The organism is Micromonospora sp. NPDC048986, assembly GCF_040649335.1.
Taxonomy (GTDB): domain Bacteria; phylum Actinomycetota; class Actinomycetes; order Mycobacteriales; family Micromonosporaceae; genus Micromonospora; species Micromonospora alfalfae.
This window is the reverse complement of record NZ_JBEZFJ010000001.1, coordinates 472768-491217: the sequence shown is the minus strand read 5'-3', so window position 1 is coordinate 491217 and position 18450 is coordinate 472768. Positions and strand designations below refer to the sequence as shown.

Annotated in this window: 19 protein-coding genes and 1 pseudogene; 16 read left to right on the top strand and 4 right to left on the bottom strand. The window is 68.6% G+C overall.

Features of this window, described 5'->3' with window-relative positions; all coding sequences use genetic code 11:
• Positions 1-104: 104 nt before the first annotated feature.
• The 3 genes from AB0B94_RS02240 to AB0B94_RS02230 are packed head-to-tail and all read left to right on the top strand — an operon-like array spanning position 105 to position 2917.
• Entirely contained in the window at positions 105-689 is a 585-nt protein-coding gene (locus AB0B94_RS02240; protein WP_357267471.1) for a winged helix-turn-helix domain-containing protein, read from the top strand.
• A 42-nt stretch (positions 690-731) separates the two neighbouring features.
• A complete protein-coding gene (locus AB0B94_RS02235; protein ID WP_357267468.1) occupies positions 732-2114 on the top strand; it encodes an MFS transporter in 1383 nt (460 codons plus the stop codon).
• The gene (locus AB0B94_RS02230) at positions 2066-2917 is read left to right on the top strand and encodes a menaquinone biosynthesis protein (RefSeq protein WP_357267465.1); all 852 of its coding nucleotides are present in this window, start codon (positions 2066-2068) and stop codon (positions 2915-2917) included. Before AB0B94_RS02235 ends, AB0B94_RS02230 begins: the two co-directional genes overlap by 49 nt.
• An 83-nt stretch (positions 2918-3000) precedes the next feature.
• On the opposite strand, the gene AB0B94_RS02225 is transcribed toward AB0B94_RS02230, so the two are convergent.
• Positions 3001-3549: a hypothetical protein gene (locus AB0B94_RS02225; RefSeq protein ID WP_357267462.1), complete on the bottom strand. Its 549-nt coding sequence runs from the start codon at positions 3547-3549 to the stop codon at positions 3001-3003.
• A gap of 390 nt (positions 3550-3939) precedes the next feature.
• Positions 3940-4179 carry a LuxR C-terminal-related transcriptional regulator gene (locus AB0B94_RS02220; protein ID WP_357268388.1) on the bottom strand — a complete coding sequence of 80 codons (240 nt, stop codon included), beginning with the start codon at positions 4177-4179 and terminating at the stop codon, positions 3940-3942.
• 903 nt (positions 4180-5082) lie between these two features.
• Between AB0B94_RS02220 and AB0B94_RS02215 the strand changes: the two genes are divergently transcribed.
• Entirely contained in the window at positions 5083-5487 is a 405-nt protein-coding gene (locus AB0B94_RS02215; protein ID WP_357267459.1) for a hypothetical protein, read from the top strand.
• 97 nt (positions 5488-5584) lie between these two features.
• Here AB0B94_RS02215 and AB0B94_RS02210 read toward each other — a convergent pair whose 3' ends face one another.
• Both AB0B94_RS02210 and AB0B94_RS02205 read right to left on the bottom strand, forming a co-directional pair.
• Positions 5585-6547 (bottom strand): hypothetical protein, encoded by a 963-nt coding sequence (locus AB0B94_RS02210; RefSeq protein ID WP_357267456.1) that lies wholly within the window; start codon positions 6545-6547, stop codon positions 5585-5587.
• Positions 6547-7497, bottom strand: a complete 951-nt coding sequence (locus AB0B94_RS02205; protein ID WP_357267453.1) for a hypothetical protein — start codon at positions 7495-7497, stop codon at positions 6547-6549. Before AB0B94_RS02205 ends, AB0B94_RS02210 begins: the two co-directional genes overlap by 1 nt.
• Positions 7498-7869: 372 nt before the next feature.
• On the opposite strand from AB0B94_RS02205, the gene paaA reads away from it, so the two are divergent.
• From paaA to AB0B94_RS02145, 12 genes and pseudogenes are all read left to right on the top strand, one after another.
• Entirely contained in the window at positions 7870-8946 is a 1077-nt protein-coding gene (paaA, locus tag AB0B94_RS02200; RefSeq protein WP_357267450.1) for a 1,2-phenylacetyl-CoA epoxidase subunit PaaA, read from the top strand.
• The gene (gene paaB, locus AB0B94_RS02195) at positions 8943-9227 is read left to right on the top strand and encodes a 1,2-phenylacetyl-CoA epoxidase subunit PaaB (RefSeq protein WP_357267447.1); all 285 of its coding nucleotides are present in this window, start codon (positions 8943-8945) and stop codon (positions 9225-9227) included. The genes paaA and paaB overlap by 4 nt, the downstream gene beginning before the upstream one ends.
• Positions 9228-9303: 76 nt before the next feature.
• Positions 9304-10029 (top strand): 1,2-phenylacetyl-CoA epoxidase subunit PaaC, encoded by a 726-nt coding sequence (gene paaC / locus AB0B94_RS02190; protein WP_357267444.1) that lies wholly within the window; start codon positions 9304-9306, stop codon positions 10027-10029.
• A 23-nt stretch (positions 10030-10052) separates the two neighbouring features.
• Positions 10053-10547 (top strand): 1,2-phenylacetyl-CoA epoxidase subunit PaaD, encoded by a 495-nt coding sequence (paaD, locus tag AB0B94_RS02185; protein ID WP_357268386.1) that lies wholly within the window; start codon positions 10053-10055, stop codon positions 10545-10547.
• Positions 10544-11653 (top strand): 1,2-phenylacetyl-CoA epoxidase subunit PaaE, encoded by a 1110-nt coding sequence (gene paaE / locus AB0B94_RS02180; RefSeq protein ID WP_357267441.1) that lies wholly within the window; start codon positions 10544-10546, stop codon positions 11651-11653. Before paaD ends, paaE begins: the two co-directional genes overlap by 4 nt.
• Entirely contained in the window at positions 11650-12051 is a 402-nt protein-coding gene (locus tag AB0B94_RS02175; protein ID WP_357267438.1) for a hypothetical protein, read from the top strand. Before paaE ends, AB0B94_RS02175 begins: the two co-directional genes overlap by 4 nt.
• Before the next feature lie 70 nt (positions 12052-12121).
• Complete coding sequence (gene mqnC, locus AB0B94_RS02170; protein WP_238668738.1) at positions 12122-13312, top strand: cyclic dehypoxanthinyl futalosine synthase; 1191 nt, start codon at positions 12122-12124, stop codon at positions 13310-13312.
• 374 nt (positions 13313-13686) lie between these two features.
• Positions 13687-14736, top strand: a pseudogene (locus tag AB0B94_RS02165) (cell wall anchor protein); the annotation flags it as partial.
• A 767-nt stretch (positions 14737-15503) separates the two neighbouring features.
• Complete coding sequence (locus AB0B94_RS02160) at positions 15504-16214, top strand: demethylmenaquinone methyltransferase (protein WP_196920656.1); 711 nt, start codon at positions 15504-15506, stop codon at positions 16212-16214.
• 88 nt (positions 16215-16302) lie between these two features.
• Positions 16303-16527, top strand: a complete 225-nt coding sequence (locus AB0B94_RS02155; protein ID WP_357267434.1) for a hypothetical protein — start codon at positions 16303-16305, stop codon at positions 16525-16527.
• 139 nt (positions 16528-16666) lie between these two features.
• On the top strand, positions 16667-17944 hold the full coding sequence (locus AB0B94_RS02150; RefSeq protein WP_238668741.1) for a geranylgeranyl reductase family protein: 1278 nt from the start codon (positions 16667-16669) through the stop codon (positions 17942-17944).
• A 135-nt stretch (positions 17945-18079) separates the two neighbouring features.
• Positions 18080-18445, top strand: coding sequence for an NADH-quinone oxidoreductase subunit A (locus AB0B94_RS02145; protein ID WP_007454588.1), 366 nt, complete (start codon positions 18080-18082; stop codon positions 18443-18445).
• Positions 18446-18450: the final 5 nt, after the last annotated feature.

Here is an 18450-nt window from a genome sequence, read left to right as displayed (position 1 = left end):
ACGCCCGCCCGCTGAGGACGCCCGCCAAGCCGCGCTGGCCGCGCAGTCGGGCCGCGCCGCGGGGGTGATGGCGGGTTGGGGTGGGCTGCCGGGATCATGGGCGGATGACCGAGGCCCGCTCCGAATCGCGCCGGATGACGATCAGCGACCCCCAGGTGATGCGGGCGATGGCCCATCCGGCCCGGATCGCGATCATGGAGTACCTGAACAGTCGTGAGAGTGGTGGGACTGCCACCGAGTGCGCCGAGATCGTCGGGCTGTCGCCGAGCGCGACCAGTTACCACCTGCGGGCGCTGGCGAAGTTCGGTCTGGTTGAGCAGGCGCCGAGTCGGGGGGACGCGCGCGAGCGGTTGTGGCGGGTGCCGAGTGTGAGTGTGCTGGTCGAGGCGGGTCGTGATGCCGGGCCTGAGGCGCGTGCGGCAGAGCAGGCGCTGGTGGAGGCGCATGCGGTCCGGGCCATGGAGCGGACCCGGGACTGGTTGCGCCGCGCCGGGGACGAGCCGGCCGAGTGGTACGACACTGCCCTGTTCAGCGACACGCTGCTGCTCCTCACCGCCGAGGAGTTGGCCGAGTTGAACGAGGCGGTGCTGGCGCTGCTCCGGCCGTATCACCCGCGGCGGCGGCAGGGTGAACCGCCGGCGGGGGCGCGCACTGTCGCCGTGCAGTACCGGACGGTGCCGCTGGCATAGCCAGGCTTGCATGAATCAGTTGTGAAGGATTATTTTCGAAGCATGTCCTTCACAACTGACGAGTCGCGCTGGTCCGACGTGTGGCTCGCCGCCACCGCTCGAGGCACCACGATCTGCGGTGACTTCCTCGCCGCGACCGCCCTGGCGCTGGCGCTACAGGGGGCCGGAGCCGGCGGGCTGGCCGTGTCGGGGCTGCTGCTGGCCGCCACCCTGCCCCTTGTGGTCCTCGCCCCACTCGCGGGCCGACTCGCCGACCGGACTGACAGCCGTACCCTGCTGGTGACCATCGGTTTCGGGCAGGCCGCAATCTGCGCGCTGCTCGCCGTTGTCGAGCAACCGGTCCTGGTGGTGGGGCTCGTCGCCCTGCTGGCCTGCGGGCTCGCGGTCACCCAACCCTGCCTCGCCGCGCTGCTGCCGGCGATGGTCCGCCCGGCCGACCTGCCGCGAGCCAGCGCGATCAGCCAGACCGCTGTCTCGCTCGGTGCGCTCGGAGGCCCGGTGCTGGCCGGCCTGCTGGTGGGACAGTTCGGCACCCGCGTACCGCTGCTTCTCGATGCCGCGACCTACCTGGCGCTCGTGGTCGCCGGCCTGCTGCTGCGGACCCGACGCGGCGGCCGGCCCCCCGCCGCCGTAGGCAGCGAGGCCGCCGCGGGCCCGGCCACGGCCGTGAGCAGCGACGCCGTTTCGGGCGGCGTGGCAACCCCTGGGGGTACGGAGATCGGCTGGCGACTGCGCCGCGATCCGCTGATGCTCGTCATGGTGGTGAGTACCGCTGTGGTGATCGCGGCGATCGGCGGCATCAACGTGATCGAGGTCTTCTTCATCAGGGAGACGTTGGAGGGTTCGGCGACCACGTACGGCCTGGTCAGTGCCGCGTGGATGGCCGGCATGCTGCCGGGAACCTGGCTGGCCGTACGACTTGCCAGGCGGCTTGACGACGACGGCGCGTTGGTGCGGGGAGTGCTTGCCACTCTGGCCGTGTGCAGCCTGATGGTGTTGCTGGCGTCGATGGTGCCGGCGGCGGGTGTGCTGGTGCCGCTCTGGCTGGTGGGTGGTGCTGCCAACGGTGGCGAGAACGTCTTCGCCAACCTGCTCACCGCTCGGCGGGTACCGGAGGCGATGCGCGCCCGGGCGTACGCCAGCTACGGGGCGGCGGTGCAGGGCGGCTCGATGGCGGGCTTTCTGATCGGCGGGGCGTTGCTCGCTGTCGTTCCGCCTCGGCCGCTGATCGCCGGTGCCGGTGTGGTCGGGCTGCTGGTGGTGCTGGTCTTCGTGCCGTTCGTGACCGGGGCGGTACGACGGTCGTCGAGTGCGGGCTTGGCCACTCCGGGCCGACCCGCCGAGCCGGAGCCAGCCGCCGGGGATACGGTCGGGCCATGGCTGAGCGCATCGCACGCCCGCGGGTCGGGCACATCCAGTTCCTGAACTGCCTGCCGATCTACTGGGGTCTGATGCGCTCCGGTGCACTGCTCGACGTCGACCTGCACAAGGACTCGCCGGACCGGTTGAGCGCGGCGCTGGTCGCCGGCGACCTCGACATCGGCCCGATCACCCTGTTGGAGTATCTGAAGCACGCCGACGAGTTGCTGCTCCTGCCGGACCTGGCGGTGGGCAGCGACGGGCCGGTGCTCTCCGTCAACATGGTCTCCACCCGCCCGCTCGGCGAGCTGGACGGCGCCCGGGTGGCGCTCGGCTCGACCTCGCGGACCGGGGTCATGCTGGCTCAGCTGCTGCTCGCCGAGCAGTACAACGTGCGGCCCGAGTATTTCCGCTGCCCGCCGGACCTGACCCAGATGCTGCTGGAGGCCGACGCCGCCGTGCTGATCGGGGACGTGGCGCTGCGGGCGTACTACGAGGCGCCGCGGAAGGGCCTCACTGTCACCGACCTCGGGCAGGCGTGGCGGGAGTGGACCGGGCTGCCGATGGTCTTCGCCGTCTGGGCGGTCCGCCGCGACTTCGCCGCCGCCCATCCGGGCCTGGTGAAGGAGGTGCACGAGGCCTTCCTGCGCTCCCGGGATCTCTGCCTGGCGGAGTTGGACCAGGTCGCCGAGGCGGCTGCCCGCTGGGAGACCTTCGACGCGGAGACGCTTGCCACGTACTTCCGAACCCTCGACTTCTCCCTGGGCGAACGGCAGGTCGCCGGTCTGCGCGAGTGGGCCCGGAGGGCCGCCGCCATCGGCGAGGCCCCGGCGCTGCCGGACGGCGGCCCGGAGTTCTTCGCCGGCTGAAGTGGTGCTCGCGGCGGAGTGCGGATCTCCGCACTCCGCCGCTTCTGTGGGCTATAGGACAAGTGCGGCAGCGACAGAAACCATCAGGAAGAGCCGAGAAGGATAGTACTGATCCACTCAGCACCATTCGCGTCGTCGTACAGGTTCATATCTATACGCCCGTCCTCGACGATGTCGAAGTCCGCGATTCCGTAATCGATGACGCTGCTGGTGCCGGGTGCGGCGTACAGCTTCGTGCACGGCAGGACGCTGATACCGCAGATCTGCCCATAGACAGTGTCGCCGTCGTTGCGGGTGTCGTAGTACCACAACCGTTCGTCATAGGGATGGAATTCGAACTTGGCGACCAGGCCACTACCATCGCGCACCTCGGCCTTGATAGCTCTTCCGCCGGGGTCCTTGACGAAGTAGGTGCCGTCAGCGGAATCGTTGAGTCGGCATCCCCCCGACTCGGCGATGACCGCCAAGGTGCCGTCGACACGCTGGCAGTTCCCGGTGTCGACGACAGCAAACCGCACCGTCAGGCTCCCGTAGGCCTGTGCTGGGCCAGTGGTGACAGCCAGGGTGCTCGCGACCGCTGTCCCCGCGAGAACGGCCCCCGAAAGTAAACGACGTAATTTCCGGATGCTCACAGTGTCGCACCTCCAACTATTGGAAAGAATTTCGACGACGCTACCGAGTGTTAACGGGAAATGCTCGTTCTGGTGTTGCGCACATCAAGGGGTGCGGTAACGATTCAAGATCGCTGTTGCGCCGGTGGCGATTGAGTGTGGGTTCCACCAAGCCCCACGAATGACCTTCGAAAAACAATCCGCGGCAGTCGCAGAGCCAACGGTATTCGGCTCACTCGTGGTCGGTGTACTCCTGCCGAGGCTCCCACCCCGAGAGGCTCGAGGTGGGCGCCAACGCTGCCCGGAGGTCGATTGTCCGCCAGCGGCCTGCGCCTGAGAGCAGACTGAACGCTGGGGAGGCGGCCAGGATGGTCTGGCGGGCCCTTGTCCTCGAGATCGGGTTGACAGTCGCTAGGAATGCAGGCCTCTCAGCGCAATCTGCACACCGAGTTGCAGGCGCGACGATACGCCCCAAGCAGACATGAGTTCTTTCAGTTCGCGCTGCAAGGTGCGCTCGCTAATAGCCATTCTGTTGGCGACTGATCGATCGGAAAGGCCCCTTGCCAGGTGAAGGAGCATGCTACGTTGGCGCTCACTCAGGGAAGTTGGGCAGTTGTCGAGCAGTGCGGATCTTGCCCCGCCCAGGCTCATTACAGCATTTGTCTTCATGAATCCCCCGTTGCTGGTGCATCCCGCGCCCCTCCTTCCGCATGGCTGGCGAAGAAGAGTCGTCCGGACTGACGCATCGCTCGATTGCCGAGCTATCCTTTCAGGTGTCGATCCTCCTGTGATCTAGCCAGAGTGGTCCTAATTAGGGCCACGATTTTGCCCGACCACCCGGTCGAAGCTGCCGCACTGCCGAGAAAACTCTGGCAGTCGTAGCAAGCAACAGAGCCAGAAGTCCAGCAGGAACAATAACGACCGATTGTTCCATACATGCACCTCGATGGTCGACTTAATCGGATCTTAGTCATCGGTCAAGTCGTAGTCAAGGCATTGCTTTAAACCGTCAAGCGACCCATGGGAGCTCGCCTGACTTGATCCACTTAGCATGGCTTCGCCACGACTCGAATCAGCGCACAACCAGTCGGCCAGGAGTTACGGCATCCTGCCGCCCTGGCACAAGGCAGGTGCGCTTGGCAAGCGGCGGGTGTTTGACGTCGGTCGGCTCAAGGGATTCGCAAGGAGCCAACTCGGCTCGGAGTAGATCCTTGACCGAAGCGACTTTCTTCCTAAAACGATCGTCGACGTAGCCGAGTTCGACTATGGCGGAGATGATGCGGCTTCGAGCAACCTAGCGGCCCAAAGTTGCTCGTAACAAGAGGCTGGCCGGCGCGGAGGTCCGTCGGCTCGCCGCGCATACCCGCTGAGCAGGAAAGACGTGGACGCCCGTGTCGCAATCTCGCCAACTTCTGACCTCATGCTCGTCAAGCCGCATTGACGTCCGTACTGTTGAAGCAGGTCGACGTGCTTGCTTCGACGACGGGAACGGCGTGATTGTTGCAGGTCTGGGAGTCGGCCCTAATTTCGGTTAACCCAGCAAAGGAGAACATTATGCGTCGGCTGCTCAGTGGAATTGCCTTCGGAGCGCTGGGTCTTGCGGCGTCCATGATCGTCGCTCCTGCGCCCTCGTCTGCGGCAGCCGCATCCTGTTACGGGGGTGCGGTGGGTTGGAAGACCGGTGCCTTTGGCCTCAGCAGTCAGGCGACCTTCGGTCCCTACTACGCGAGTTCCAGGTGCGTCGATGTCAATCTGCGAGTCACCAGCGCTCCTGAAGCCGATGTCTACTCGGCGTGTGTTCGCTTTGGCTCGGCGACGGCATCCTGTAATTACCAGACCATTGTTGCTGGTGGGTCTTGGCGCGTGATCGCGACAAACGTGAAAGACGGCACGAAGCTGTACGTCTCAATTTTCAACGGCAACGGTGGTAGTCCGGTTACCGGACAGGTGGCTTACTGACGATGTGATTAGGCGGCGGCCAAGGGAGTGTTCCAAGGCCGCCGCCATAACTGAAAGCCTGCTCGATCCGGGGCGGCGACAGTTCGGTGAGCTCGTGTCAAGAAGTGGGCCGGAGCAGCGCCTCGGTGATCTTCTCGCAATTTTTCATGCCGTAGTCGTAGCCCATGTTGATCGGGTACTTGACCATCACGCCCATCGTCCAGGTGTCACCGATGGCCAGGCAGTTGATGTGCATCTCCTGCTCCCTGGTCCGGTCGATCCACCCGTTCTTGATGGCGATCTTCTTCTGCTCGGCGGCCGGGAAGGCCTTGCGGATCCCGAAGTCGCCGGCACCGCGAACCAGCTTCATCTCGTTGAGCAGCCACTTGGTCCACTTCGGTCCGGCGGCGGTGCCGGTGACGATGCAGTTGCCCATCCGGGCGGTGTCCCGGGGGGAGAGCGCCGTCCGGCTCCAGCCGCCGTCGGGGGCGACACTGCTGTCGGTCAGCTTGCACATGGAGATGAGCCGCTTGATCGAGGCGTCCCGGTCGACCTGGTTGTAGAACTGTTCGGCCCGGGTATTGTCACTGTCCCGAATGATCCGCGTCGCGTCGGCGAGCTTCGCGTCGCTCGGTGTCTGGCCGGCATCGGCAGCGCGACGCAGGTAGTCGGCAACGATCCAGGCCTTGATCATCGAGGCGGTCGTGCTGGTCTCGCCCATGTTCTTCGAACCGATGATCTTTCCGGTTCGGCGGTCGAGCACGCTCCAGGAATACCAGCCCTCGATGTCCAGATCGAGGTTCTTGGCCACGAAGGGCAGCGGCTCCAGCGACGGGCTGGGGCTCGGTGACGGCGAGGACGGCTGGCGGGCGCTGCGGTCGGTGCCGGCGCCGGTGGGGCGGTCGCTGGTGCCGGAGCCCGTGTCGCCCCACTTGGCCGCGGCGGACGACTCGAACGGCGACCCGGGCAACAGTCGCAGCGAAACCAGGACCAACCCGATCAGGATGACCGCGACGGCGATCAGCCGAATCGGGGAGGTCTCGCCGCCGTTGCGGCCGTCGACCCGACGGTTGCCGGCCATCACAGCTTCCCGACCGGCTGTTGCGGCACCTTGAGCGCCGCGCCCGGCGCCGGGGTGACCAATTGTGTGGCCACACTGGCGCAGACCTTCGCGCCGTAGTCCAGACCGCTCTTCTGTGGGTAGCGCATCATGACAGCCAAGGTCCACTTGTCGGTTACCGCAAGGCAGTTCAGATGCCACTGGACATCGGCCCAGAGCATCGTCCAACCGTTCTTTATGCTGACGGGACCCTGTGTCTTGATCTGGGTCGGCAGGCCGTCGATGATGCCCCACCGGCCGCCGCCCTGCTTAAGCTGTTGATCCTTGTCGGCCGTGGTGCCTTGCACCTTACTCATCTCGCTGAGCACCCACTTGGTCCAGTTCGGGCCAGCGGCAACGCCGTCCGCAATGCAATCGCCCATCCGCACGGCGTCACGGGGAGACATCCTGGTGTAGGCCCACCTGGCCTTACCCGACTCGATCGTCGTATCCGTGAGCTTGCACATCTTGATCAGTCGAGTGAGCACGGGTCGCCTGCCGCCAGCGTTGTAGAGCGACTCAGCCGCATCGTCGTTGCTGTTCCGGATGGCAGCGCTCGCCTGCTTCTTGCGCTCCGCGGTCGGCTGCCTGTCCCTCAACTGTCGCAGGTAGTCGGAGACGATCCACGCCTTGATCATCGATTCGGTGGAGTTGGTCGCGGTCATGTTCGACGACCCGGAGATCTTGCCCGTCTTGCGATCCATCAGGGCCCATGAGAAGAACTCACCCTTGAAGCTCACCGACACCGGGCCGGCGGCCAGGGTGGGCGGCGGTGGTGGGGTGGGTGCGGGCGCGGCGACGGTCGACGTACCTCCGCCGCCGCCTCCGCCGCTGTCGTCACTGGCGAGTCGGGCGTACGCGGTGGGGACCAGTAGGACGCCGCCGAGCACGACCGCCGTGATGGCGAGCACCAGGGTCACGCGAGATCGCATGAGTGGGTGAACTCCAGGTGTCAGGGCCGGGGGGACCGGCTTGTCGTCGGGACGAATCGGATGCGATCGCCGGGGCCGGGGGAGGTGGCCTCAGTGGATATGTCGATGTCGGCAGCCCGATCGGTTGTCCGGCAGAAGTCTACGTCCGGACCGGCGGACCGCCAGGGTTCGACACTAGGCAACCTGCGATAAAGGCGGGATATGGGGCCGGTATGAGGTTTTTGCAGGGATTCACCTTTGTTTCGTGGCCTAGGTCACGGCGAGATGACGGTGTCCGAGTAGCGCAAAGCGCTCATGCGCTCACAGATGGGATGCGCGGATTCCTGTTACACCCCCTGGTGCAACGCGGCGCAAGCTGTAACACTTAGCCTCATGTATGGCAACGACTTCTCCGCCCCGAACGGCGCCACCGACGAGGCATCCGGCGGCCTGCTGGGCGAGGTCGAGGCCGCCGAGGCCGAGCTGCGGGCAGCGGCGGCGCGCGGGCGGCGTGGCGGGCCCGCGCCGGACGAGGACCTGGCGGCCTACTTCGCCGAGGTCGTCGACGCCGAGCAGAAGATCGAGCCCCGCGACTGGATGCCCGACGCGTACCGGCGGACGCTGATCCGGCAGATCGCCCAGCACGCCCACTCCGAGATCATCGGCATGCAGCCGGAGGGCAACTGGATCAGTCGGGCGCCGTCGCTCAAGCGCAAGGCGATCCTGCTGGCCAAGGTGCAGGACGAGGCGGGTCACGGCCTCTACCTCTACGCCGCCGCCGAGACCCTCGGCATCAGCCGCGACGAGCTGGTCCAACTGCTGCTCGACGGCCGCCAGAAGTACAGCTCGATCTTCAACTACCCCACCCTCAGCTGGGCCGACGTTGGCGCCATCGGGTGGTTGGTGGACGGTGCGGCGATCGTCAACCAGGTGCCGCTCTGCCGCTGCTCGTACGGCCCGTACGCCCGCGCGATGATCCGGGTCTGCAAGGAGGAGTCGTTCCACCAGCGGCAGGGCTACGAGATCCTGCACACCCTGGCCCACGGCACCCCCGCCCAGCAGGCGATGGCCCAGGACGCCGTGGACCGTTGGTGGTACCCGTCGCTGGCCATGTTCGGCCCGCCGGACGGCGACTCCACGCACTCCGCCCAGTCGATGGCCTGGAAGATCAAGCGCTTCTCGAACGACGATCTGCGCCAACGCTTCGTCGACATGTGCGTCCAGCAGGCCGAGATCCTCGGGCTGCGCATCCCCGACGCCGACCTGCGCTGGAACGACGAGCGGCAGGCGTACGACTACACCCAGCCGGACTATGACGAGCTGATGCAGGTGATCTCCGGCGACGGGCCGTGCAACAGGGAGCGGATGGCCCACCGCCGGGCCGCGCACGCCGACGGCGCCTGGGTACGCGAGGCCGCCGCGGCATACGCCGCGAAGCGGGCGGGACAGAAGGAGACGGTCGCAGCATGACGCAACACACCCCGCTGTGGGAGGTCTTCGTACGGGCCCGGCGCGGGCTGTCGCACACGCACGTCGGCAGCCTGCACGCCCCCGACGCCGAGCTTGCCCTGCGCAACGCCCGCGACCTCTACACCCGCCGCCAGGAGGGTGTGTCGATCTGGGTGGTGCCGGCCGCCGCGATCACCGCGTCCAGCCCGGACGAGAAGGACGCCTTCTTCGACCCGGCCGCCGACAAGGTCTACCGCCATCCCACCTTCTACGAAGTGCCCGACGGGGTGGCCCACCTGTGAGCGAGCGAACCAGCCGGCTCAGCAGCGAGCGCAGCAAGCGAACCGGACAAACCAGCCAGCTCAGCGAGGTGACGGCGTGAACGGGCCCTTCGACTTCACCCTCTCCCTCGCCGACGACGCGTTGGTCGCAGCCCAGCGGCTGGCCGAGTGGACCACCCGCGCGCCGGAGATGGAAGAGGACATCGCGCTGGCCAACATCGCCCTCGACCAGCTCGGCGCGGCGCGCCTGCTGCTGTCGTACGCGGGCGAGCTGGAGGGCGCCGGCCGCGACGAGGACGCGCTGGCGTACCTGCGCGACGACCGCGAGTTCCGCAACGTGCTCCTGGTCGAGCTGCCCAACGACGACTTCGCGGTGACGATGGCGAAGCTGTTCTTCCTGGCGGCGTACCAACTGCCGCTGTACGCGGCGCTGGCCGGCTGCCCGGACGAGCGGCTGGCCGCGATCGGCGCGAAGGCGCGCAAGGAGTCGGCGTACCACCTGGACCATGGCGCGCTGTGGGTGAGGCGGCTCGGTGACGGCACCGAGGAGTCGCATCGTCGGATGCAGGCCGCCGTCGACCAGGTGTGGCCGTACACCCACGAGTTGTTCACCGCGGACCCGGCGGCGCCGGTCGACCCAGCCACCCTGCGGCCGGCGTTCGACGAGGTCGTCGGCCCGGTGCTGGCCGAGGCGACGCTCATCCAGCCGGGTGGTGCCTGGGCCCCCGCCGGTGGGCGGGCCGGTGTGCACACCGAGCACCTGGCCTACCTGCTCGCCGAGATGCAGGTGCTGCACCGCGCCCACCCGGGAGCGAAGTGGTGAGCGCGAGGAGCGCGAGCCCCACCATCGCGAACGCCACCGGCAGGGCGAGCGCCCGGCAGGCCGCCGCGAGCGTCGTGGACCCGGAGATCCGGGTCATCACCATCGACGAGCTGGGCATCCTGCGTGCGGTAGACGAGGATCCGGCCGGTGGCCGGGTCACCGTCACCATCACCCCGACCTACACCGGCTGCCCGGCGATGGACGTGATCCGGGCCGACATCCGCCGCGCGCTCGCCGCCGCCGGCCACCCGGACGTGGAGGTCCGGACCGTCTACAGCCCACCGTGGAGCACCGACTGGATCTCCGAGGGTGGGCGGGCCAAGCTCGCCGCCGCCGGGATCGCCCCGCCGGCCCCGGTGCGCGCCGCCGGCGTCGTGTCGCTGACGCTCGCGGTCCGCTGCCCGCAGTGCGGCTCGCCGGAGACCGAGCAGGTCAGCCGGTTCGGCTCCACCGCCTGCAAGGCACTGTGGCGGTGCCGTTCCTGCTCCGAACCCTTCGACCACCTGAAGGCGCTGTGACTGTCACCATCACCCGCCCGGTTCGCCGCCGGCCGGTCTTCCACCCGTTGTCCGTAGCCGCCGTCGACCGGCTCACCGACGACTCCGTGGCGGTCACCTTCGCCGTACCCGAGGAACTGCGGGAAACCTTCGCATTCCGCGCGGGCCAGCACCTCACAGTGCGGCGAGCCGCGGAGGACGGCGCCGACGTGCGCCGGTCGTACTCCATCTGCTCCACCCCCGACGACCTGGCCCGGCACGGCCGGTTGCGGATCGGGGTGCGGGAAATCCCCGGCGGCGCGTTCTCGGCGTTCGCCTGCGGGGCGCTGCGCGGCGGCGACACCGTCGAGGTGCTGCCGCCGCTGGGCACCTTCACCACGGCGTTCGCGCCGGACCGGGTGCGGCACTACGGCGCTGTCGTCGCCGGCTCCGGCATCACGCCGGTGCTCGGGCTGGTGGCGACCGCCCTGGCCGTCGAGCCGGCCAGCACCTTCACACTGGTGTACGGCAACCGGACGGCTAACACTGTGATGTTCGCCGAGGAGTTGGCCGACCTGAAGGACAGCTACCCGACCCGGTTGCACCTGGTGCACGTCCTCTCCCGGGAACAGGGCGAGTCGCCGCTGCTCTCCGGTCGGATCGACGCCGACCGGCTGGGCCGGTTGCTGGGCACCATCGTGCCGGGCGACCTGATCGAGGAGTGGTTCCTCTGCGGCCCGTACGGGATGGTGGTCGACGTCCGGGACGTGCTCACCGCACGCGGGCTGCCCGAGTCGGCGGTGCACACCGAGCTGTTCCACGTCGACACGCCGCCGGAGCCGGTGCGCCGACCCGTCGACCAGGCAGGTGCCGGGGCCGAGGTGACCATCGTGCTGGACGGCCGGTCGTCGAGCTTCACGATGGGTCGCGAGGAACGGGTGCTGGACGCCGCGCTGAAGGTGCGGGGTGAGCTGCCCTACGCCTGCAAGGGTGGCGTCTGCTCGACCTGCAAGGCGAAGGTCGTCGACGGCGCTGTCACGATGGCCCGCAACTACGCGTTGGAGCCCGACGAACTGGCCGCCGGCTACGTGCTGACCTGCCAGTCCAGCCCGACCACCGACAGGCTCACCGTCGACTACGACGCATGACCACGCCGAACGACAGGGAGTTCGTCGAGCGGTTCGCCGAGGTCACCGGGGGACGGCGGCCGACCGGCTACGTGCAGGGGTGGGAGCAGTTCGTCGAGTTCTGCGAGGCGGGCTATCACGACAACCTCGACGAGTACTGGTTCGACCTCAGCGTCCGGGACGCCATCGAACGGGTGCTGACCGACGAACGGCTGTCCGGCTTTCCACAGATGGGGTGGGTCCGGGAGCGGATCGAGGCGGCGGACGAGCGGTTCCGCGCGGTGCTCTCCGCGCGGCCGATGCCGGGCCGTTCCGAGCAGCCGTGGTGGCAGGCGTACGTGCCGGCGTGGGCGGGACCGGAGTTCGCGGCGGAGCTGCGCGGCACCTACGGCGTCCACGTCGAGGTACGCGAAGACTGACGGCTGTGGGACGTGCCGCACCCGGCGGGGTCCGGCGGTCGAGTCGGGTGGGCCGACGTAGGCTCGGGGTGTGACGGTGAGCCGGGAGATCGACGACATCCTGCAGCGTGGCGCTGACGGCGGGCGGATCACGCCCGAGGAGGCGCTGCTGCTCTACACCGAGGCGCCCTTCCACGCATTGGGCGAGGCGGCGGACGCGGTGCGTCGGCGGCGCTACCCGGACAACGTCGTCACCTACCTGATCGACCGCAACATCAACTACACGAACGTCTGCGTGACGGCGTGCAAGTTCTGCGCGTTCTACCGGGCGCCCAAGCACACGGAAGGGTGGACCCACCCGACCGAGGAGATCCTGCGCCGCTGCGGCGAGGCGGTCGAGCTGGGCGCCACCCAGGTGATGCTCCAGGGCGGGCACCACCCGGACTACGGCGTGGAGTACTACGAGGAGCTGTTCTCCTCGGTCAAGCAGGCGTACCCGCAGTTGGTCATCCACTCGATCGGCCCCAGCGAGATCCTGCACATGGCCAAGGTCTCCGGGGTGAGCCTGGACGAGGCCATCGCCCGGATCAAGACCGCCGGCCTGGACTCGATCGCCGGCGCCGGCGCGGAGATGCTGCCCGAGCGGCCCCGCAAGGCGATCGCCCCCCTCAAGGAGTCGGGCGAGCGCTGGCTGGAGGTCATGGAGCTGGCCCACCGGCAGGGCATCGAGTCGACCGCCACCATGATGATGGGCACCGGCGAGACGCACGCCGAGCGGATCGAGCACCTGCGCATGATCCGTGACGTGCAGGACCGCACCCGCGGTTTCCGGTCCTTCATCCCGTGGACGTACCAGCCGGAGAACAACCACCTCAAGGGCCGCACCCAGGCGACCACCCTGGAATACCTGCGGCTGGTCGCGGTGGCCCGGCTCTTCTTCGAGACCGTGCCGCACCTGCAGGCGTCCTGGTTGACCACCGGCAAGGACGTCGGGCAGCTCGCGCTGCACATGGGCGTGGACGACCTCGGCTCGATCATGCTGGAGGAGAACGTCATCTCCTCCGCCGGTGCCCGGCACCGCTCCAACCTGCACGAGCTGATCGGCATGATCCGCTCGGCGGACCGGATCCCGGCGCAGCGCGACACCCTCTACAACCGGCTCGCCGTGCACCACACGCCGGCCGATGACCCGACCGATGAGCGGGTGGTCTCGCACTTCTCCTCGATCGCGCTGCCCGGCGGCGGCGCGGGTCGATCCCTGCCCCTGGTGGACGTCAGCTGACTGCCGGCACCCGGCCGTTCGGCTGATCGACGCTCATGCTCCCGCCGGAAGACCCCGGCGGTACGGGTGGTCCGCGCCGCCGCAGCGTCAGCCTCTCCGGTGCGGGGCTGGTGGAGATGATCGTCGGCAGCTAGCGTCCCGGCTCATATCCGTCGCCACCATCGACGGACGAGGCTGTCCTCCATCGGCCCGCTGCGGGTCGTTCATATAACGCACGGCAGTACGGGCGGGATGGGTGACCATCCCGCCCGTACTGTCTGCCCAGCTCGGACCGGACGGATGAAAACGGCTCCGCCTGCTGGCGTGGAAGATCGGCCTCCGATAACGTCCGCTCGTTCCGCAACCATTCTTTCTTCCCTACCCCCGGGGGACTGATGACAGCGTTCCACCGCTCGACGCTGGTGCGCGCCAGTGTCGTGGCGCTGCTCGCGGCCGGCGGCATCGCCGCCGTGGCCGCTCCAGTGCTGGCGGCCGAGGAGGCCGACCTGGCCCTGGTGCCGCTCAGCTACAACCTGGCCAAGGGTGTGACGGAGGCCAAGAGCAAGCCGTTCAAGTTCACTGTCGACAACACCCGGAGCAAGGAAGACGCCAAGGGTGTCAGTTACACGGTGGACACCAGCAAGCTGAAGACGAACAAGATCCGGGTCGTGGTGCCCGACGGTTGCCGGGTGAACGGCAAGAAGTTCACCTGCCGCCTCGGCGACCTGGCCGCCGGCACCAGCGAGGACTTCGGTATCCCGATCTTCTCCACCGGTGGTAAGGGCGCCGCCGGCACTCTGGTGGTCACCATCCGCTCGGCCACCGAGGACCCGAACGAGGGCGACAACAAGGTCGAGCACGACATCACCGTCACCGAGCCCGGATACGACCTGACCAGTTGGGTGCAGGACGTCAACGCGAACGTCGTGGTGAACGGCGTCAACGGCGACGACCCCGACCTTCGGCCGGTGCGGCCGGGCGAGACGGTGCCGGTCGACTGGGCGGTCTACAACGACGGCAGCCGCAAGGCCACCGGTCTCGCCTACGTGTTGACCCTCCCGGCGGGCGTCACCTTCGACACCCTGCCGGACACGTGCACCTCGCAGACCTTCGGCGTCGCTCAGGCGCTCTGCCAGGACGACGGCGCGGTGATCCGGCCCGGCGACTACTACACCGCGGACATCAAGGTGACAGTCGGCAAGGACGTCACCGAGCCTGTGCTGCGGGTCGGCGAGCTGGTGGCGCACGGTCTGGACGTGGCAGCCGGCAGGCCCGAGGAGCAGCCGCGGCGGGCCAACACCGCCCAGCGGAAGGCTTTCACCGAGATCGACGAGGGCGACAACCAGGCGATCTTCGACGTCTTCGTCGACCTCTCCGTCGACCCGACGCCGACGCCCACGCCCACTGTCACCCCGACCGAGTCGCCGACCCCGACGCCGACGGCCACCCCGACCCCGACGGAGACGCCGACCCCGACGGAGACGCCGACGCCGACGCCGACGCCGACGCCGACGCCGACGCCGACGCCGACGCCGACTGTGACCCCGACGGAGACGCCGACCCCGACGCCGACTGTGACCCCGACGGAGACGCCGACCCCGACGCCGACTGTGACCCCGACCGAGTCGCCGACGCCCACCCCGACCCCGACGCCGACCGAGACGCCTACGCCGACCCCGACGGAGACGCCCACGCCGACGCCGACCCCGACGGAGACGCCCACGCCGACGCCGACCGCGACGGAGACGCCGACGGCCACTCCGACCGCGTCAGCCACGCCGACGCCGATCCCCAGCGGTACGGCGACGCCGGGCACTACCGTCTCGCCGGGTGCCGGTGGTGGCTCCGCCGGTGGTGGACCGGGCGGTGGCGGCCTGCCGGTGACCGGTGTGCAGGTCGGCCTGATCGGCGGCATCGGAGTGATCATCCTGCTGGTGGGTGGGGCGCTGCTGGTGCTCACCCGTCGCCGCAAGGTGGTCCTGGTCTCGCCGACCGACGAGAAGTCGGCCGACTGACACCGGTGCCCTGACCGGCGGCGCGCACACGAGGCACGCCAGCGACGGGTGCGATGGCGACAGGCGTCCTGACCGAGTTGTCACTGACGCGGGCACGACGCGAGGGCGGGGTGGGCGACCACCCCGCCCTTTCGCGTACCGGTGTGTGCCGCCCACCCAGCGAACGCCGGTTGGCGGGCGGCTGGCAGAGTGAGGGGGTGAGCCGTACCCCGCAGGGCCAGCGCGCCAGTCTGGACAAGCAGCCGCACGAGGTCGCCGCGATGTTCGACGGCGTGGCGGAGCGTTACGACCTGACCAACACGGTGATCTCGCTGGGACAGGACCGCTCCTGGCGGCGCGCCACCCGGGCGGCGCTCGGGCTGCGGCCGGGTGAGCGGGTCCTGGACGTGGGGGCGGGCACCGGCGTCTCGACGCGCGAGCTGGCCCAGTCCGGGGCGTACGCGGTCGGGGTCGACCTGTCGCTGGGCATGCTGCACACCGGCAAGCGGGCCCGGCCCGAGGTGCCGCTGCTGGCCGGAGACGCGCTGCGGCTGCCGTTCGCCGACGCCAGCTTCGACGCGGTGACCATCTCGTTTGCGCTGCGCAACGTCAACGACACCGACGCGGCGCTGCGTGAGCTGGCCCGGGTGACCCGGCCGGGCGGCCGGCTGGTGGTCTGCGAGTTCAGCACCCCGGTCAATCCGGTCTTCCGGACGGTCTACCTGTCGTACCTGATGCGGTCGCTGCCGGCGGTGGCCCGGACCGTGTCGAGCAATCCCGAGGCGTACGTGTATCTCGCCGAGTCGGTGAGGGCCTGGCCGGCGCAGTCCGCGCTGGCCGGCCGGGTGGCGGCGGCCGGGTGGGGGCGCGTGGCGTGGCGCAACCTGACCGGTGGCGTGGTGGCCCTGCACCGGGGGATCCGCGAGTAGCGGGGTAACCGAGCCCGCCCGGTACGGACATTATTCAGGTTTCGTTAATATCGGCTTTTAGTCCACTTTGCCCGGTACGCTCGATCGCATGACCGGAGCAGACCCGGCGGACCCGGTGGCCGCCACCGACGACGACGCGGCCGAACTCATCTCCCAGTTGCGTGAGTTGGCCGGTGCCGACCCGGTGGAGGTCCGGCAGGTGGTCGCCGAGGTGTTGGCGGCTCTGGACCGGGCGGCGGGTGGGGCGCTCCGCGAGCACCTACCGGAGACAATTCGGGTCGATGCGGGCCTGGGCGCCTCCAGCCCGGCCTGACACCTGACCGCTGTGGACGGTGATGAGCTGTCACATCGGCGAGTTAGGTACCCCTGATCCTGCGCTGGTATGACGCCGGTCATACACTCGTCCCGTCTGGCTTGTGAAGCATTTCACGAGCGTGCGGGAGGAGGCGCGAATGACCGCGGTGGAACACGATGCCGACGTCATTGTCGTGGGCGCCGGTCCCGGTGGGTCAGCGACCGCGTACCACCTGGCCCGGCACGGCGTACGGGTGCTGTTGTTGGAGAAGACCGAGTTCCCCCGGGAGAAGGTCTGCGGCGACGGGTTGACCCCGCGCGCCGTGCGCCAGCTCGTCCGGATGGGTGTGGACACCTCGCCCGAGGCGGGCTGGCTGCACAACCGGGGTCTGCGGGTCATCGGCGGCGGGGTGCGCCTCGAACTGGACTGGCCGGAGCTGGCCAGCTTCCCCAACTACGGTCTGGTGCGCACGCGCCTGGACTTCGACGACCTGCTCGCCCAGCGGGCGGTGGCCGCCGGCGCGAAACTGCGGACCAGCGTCAACGTGCTGGGCCCGGTGCTCGACGACGACGGCCGCGTCACCGGCGTCGAGGCGGAGGTCGGGCCGGGCAAGGAGCCCACCACCTTCCACGCCCCGCTGGTCGTCGCTGCGGACGGCGTCTCCGGCCGGTTCCCGCTCGCGCTCGGGCTGGCCAAGCGGGAGGACCGGCCGATCGGTGTGGCCGTCCGCCGCTACTACCGTTCGCCGGCCAAGCACGAGGACAACTACCTGGAGTCCTGGCTGGAGCTGCGCAGCAAGGACAGCGGTGACAACCTGCTGCCCGGCTACGGCTGGATCTTCGGCCTCGGTGACGGGCGGGTCAACGTCGGGCTCGGCGTGCTCAACTCGTCCTCGGCGTTCGGCAAGACCAACTACCGCCGGCTGCTCACCGACTGGCTCGCCAACACCCCGGAAGACTGGGGGATGACCGACGAGACCAACGCCGACGGCCCGATCCTCGGTGCCGCGTTGCCGATGGGCTTCAACCGGGTGCCCCACTACACCAGGGGCGTGCTGCTGGTCGGCGACTCGGGCGGCATGGTCAACCCGTTCAACGGTGAGGGCATCGCGTACGCGATGGAGTCCGGTGAACTGGCCGCGGAGGTCATGGTTCAGGCCCTCGCCCGCCCGGCCGGCCCGGAACGCGAGCGCGCGCTGCTGGCGTACCCGAACGAGCTGAAGGCGCGGCTCGGCGGCTACTACCGGCTGGGCGGCATCTTCGTGAAACTGATCGGCCGCCCCGAGATCATGCGGATCGCCACCAAACACGGCATGCCGCACCCGACGCTGATGCGTTTCGTGCTCAAGCTGTTGGCCAATCTGACCGACCCGCGTGGCGGGGACGCGATGGATCGGGTCATCAACGCGATGACGAAGGCCGCCCCAGCCGTCTAGGTAGGACGGCATCGGCGCTGGTCACGGCCCCGATGCCGACAAAGATCGACCCCCGCCGACTGCCACTGCGAGGGACGTGAATAGTGTGATTTTCGTCAAGCACCGAGGGCAGGGAAGGACGAGCAGGAGAAAACGATGTCGCTCTCGCCTTACGCACCGATCATCGGGCTGTTCGCCCTCGCCGCGGCGTTCTCGCTGTTTTCCGTTGGCGCCGCCCGCTTCGCCGGTCCCCGTCGCTACAACAAGGCCAAACTCGAGGCTTACGAGTGCGGCATCGAGCCCAGCCCGCAGCCGGTCGGTGGCGGGCGGTTCCCGATCAAGTTCTACCTGACGGCGATGCTCTTCATCGTCTTCGACATCGAGATCATCTTCCTCTACCCCTGGGCGGTCTCGTTCGACGCTCTGCCGATCTTCGGCTTCGTGGAGATGGTCCTGTTCATCGTCGCGGTCTTCGTTGCGTACGCCTACGTGTGGCGGCGCGGCGGCCTGGACTGGGACTGAGGAAG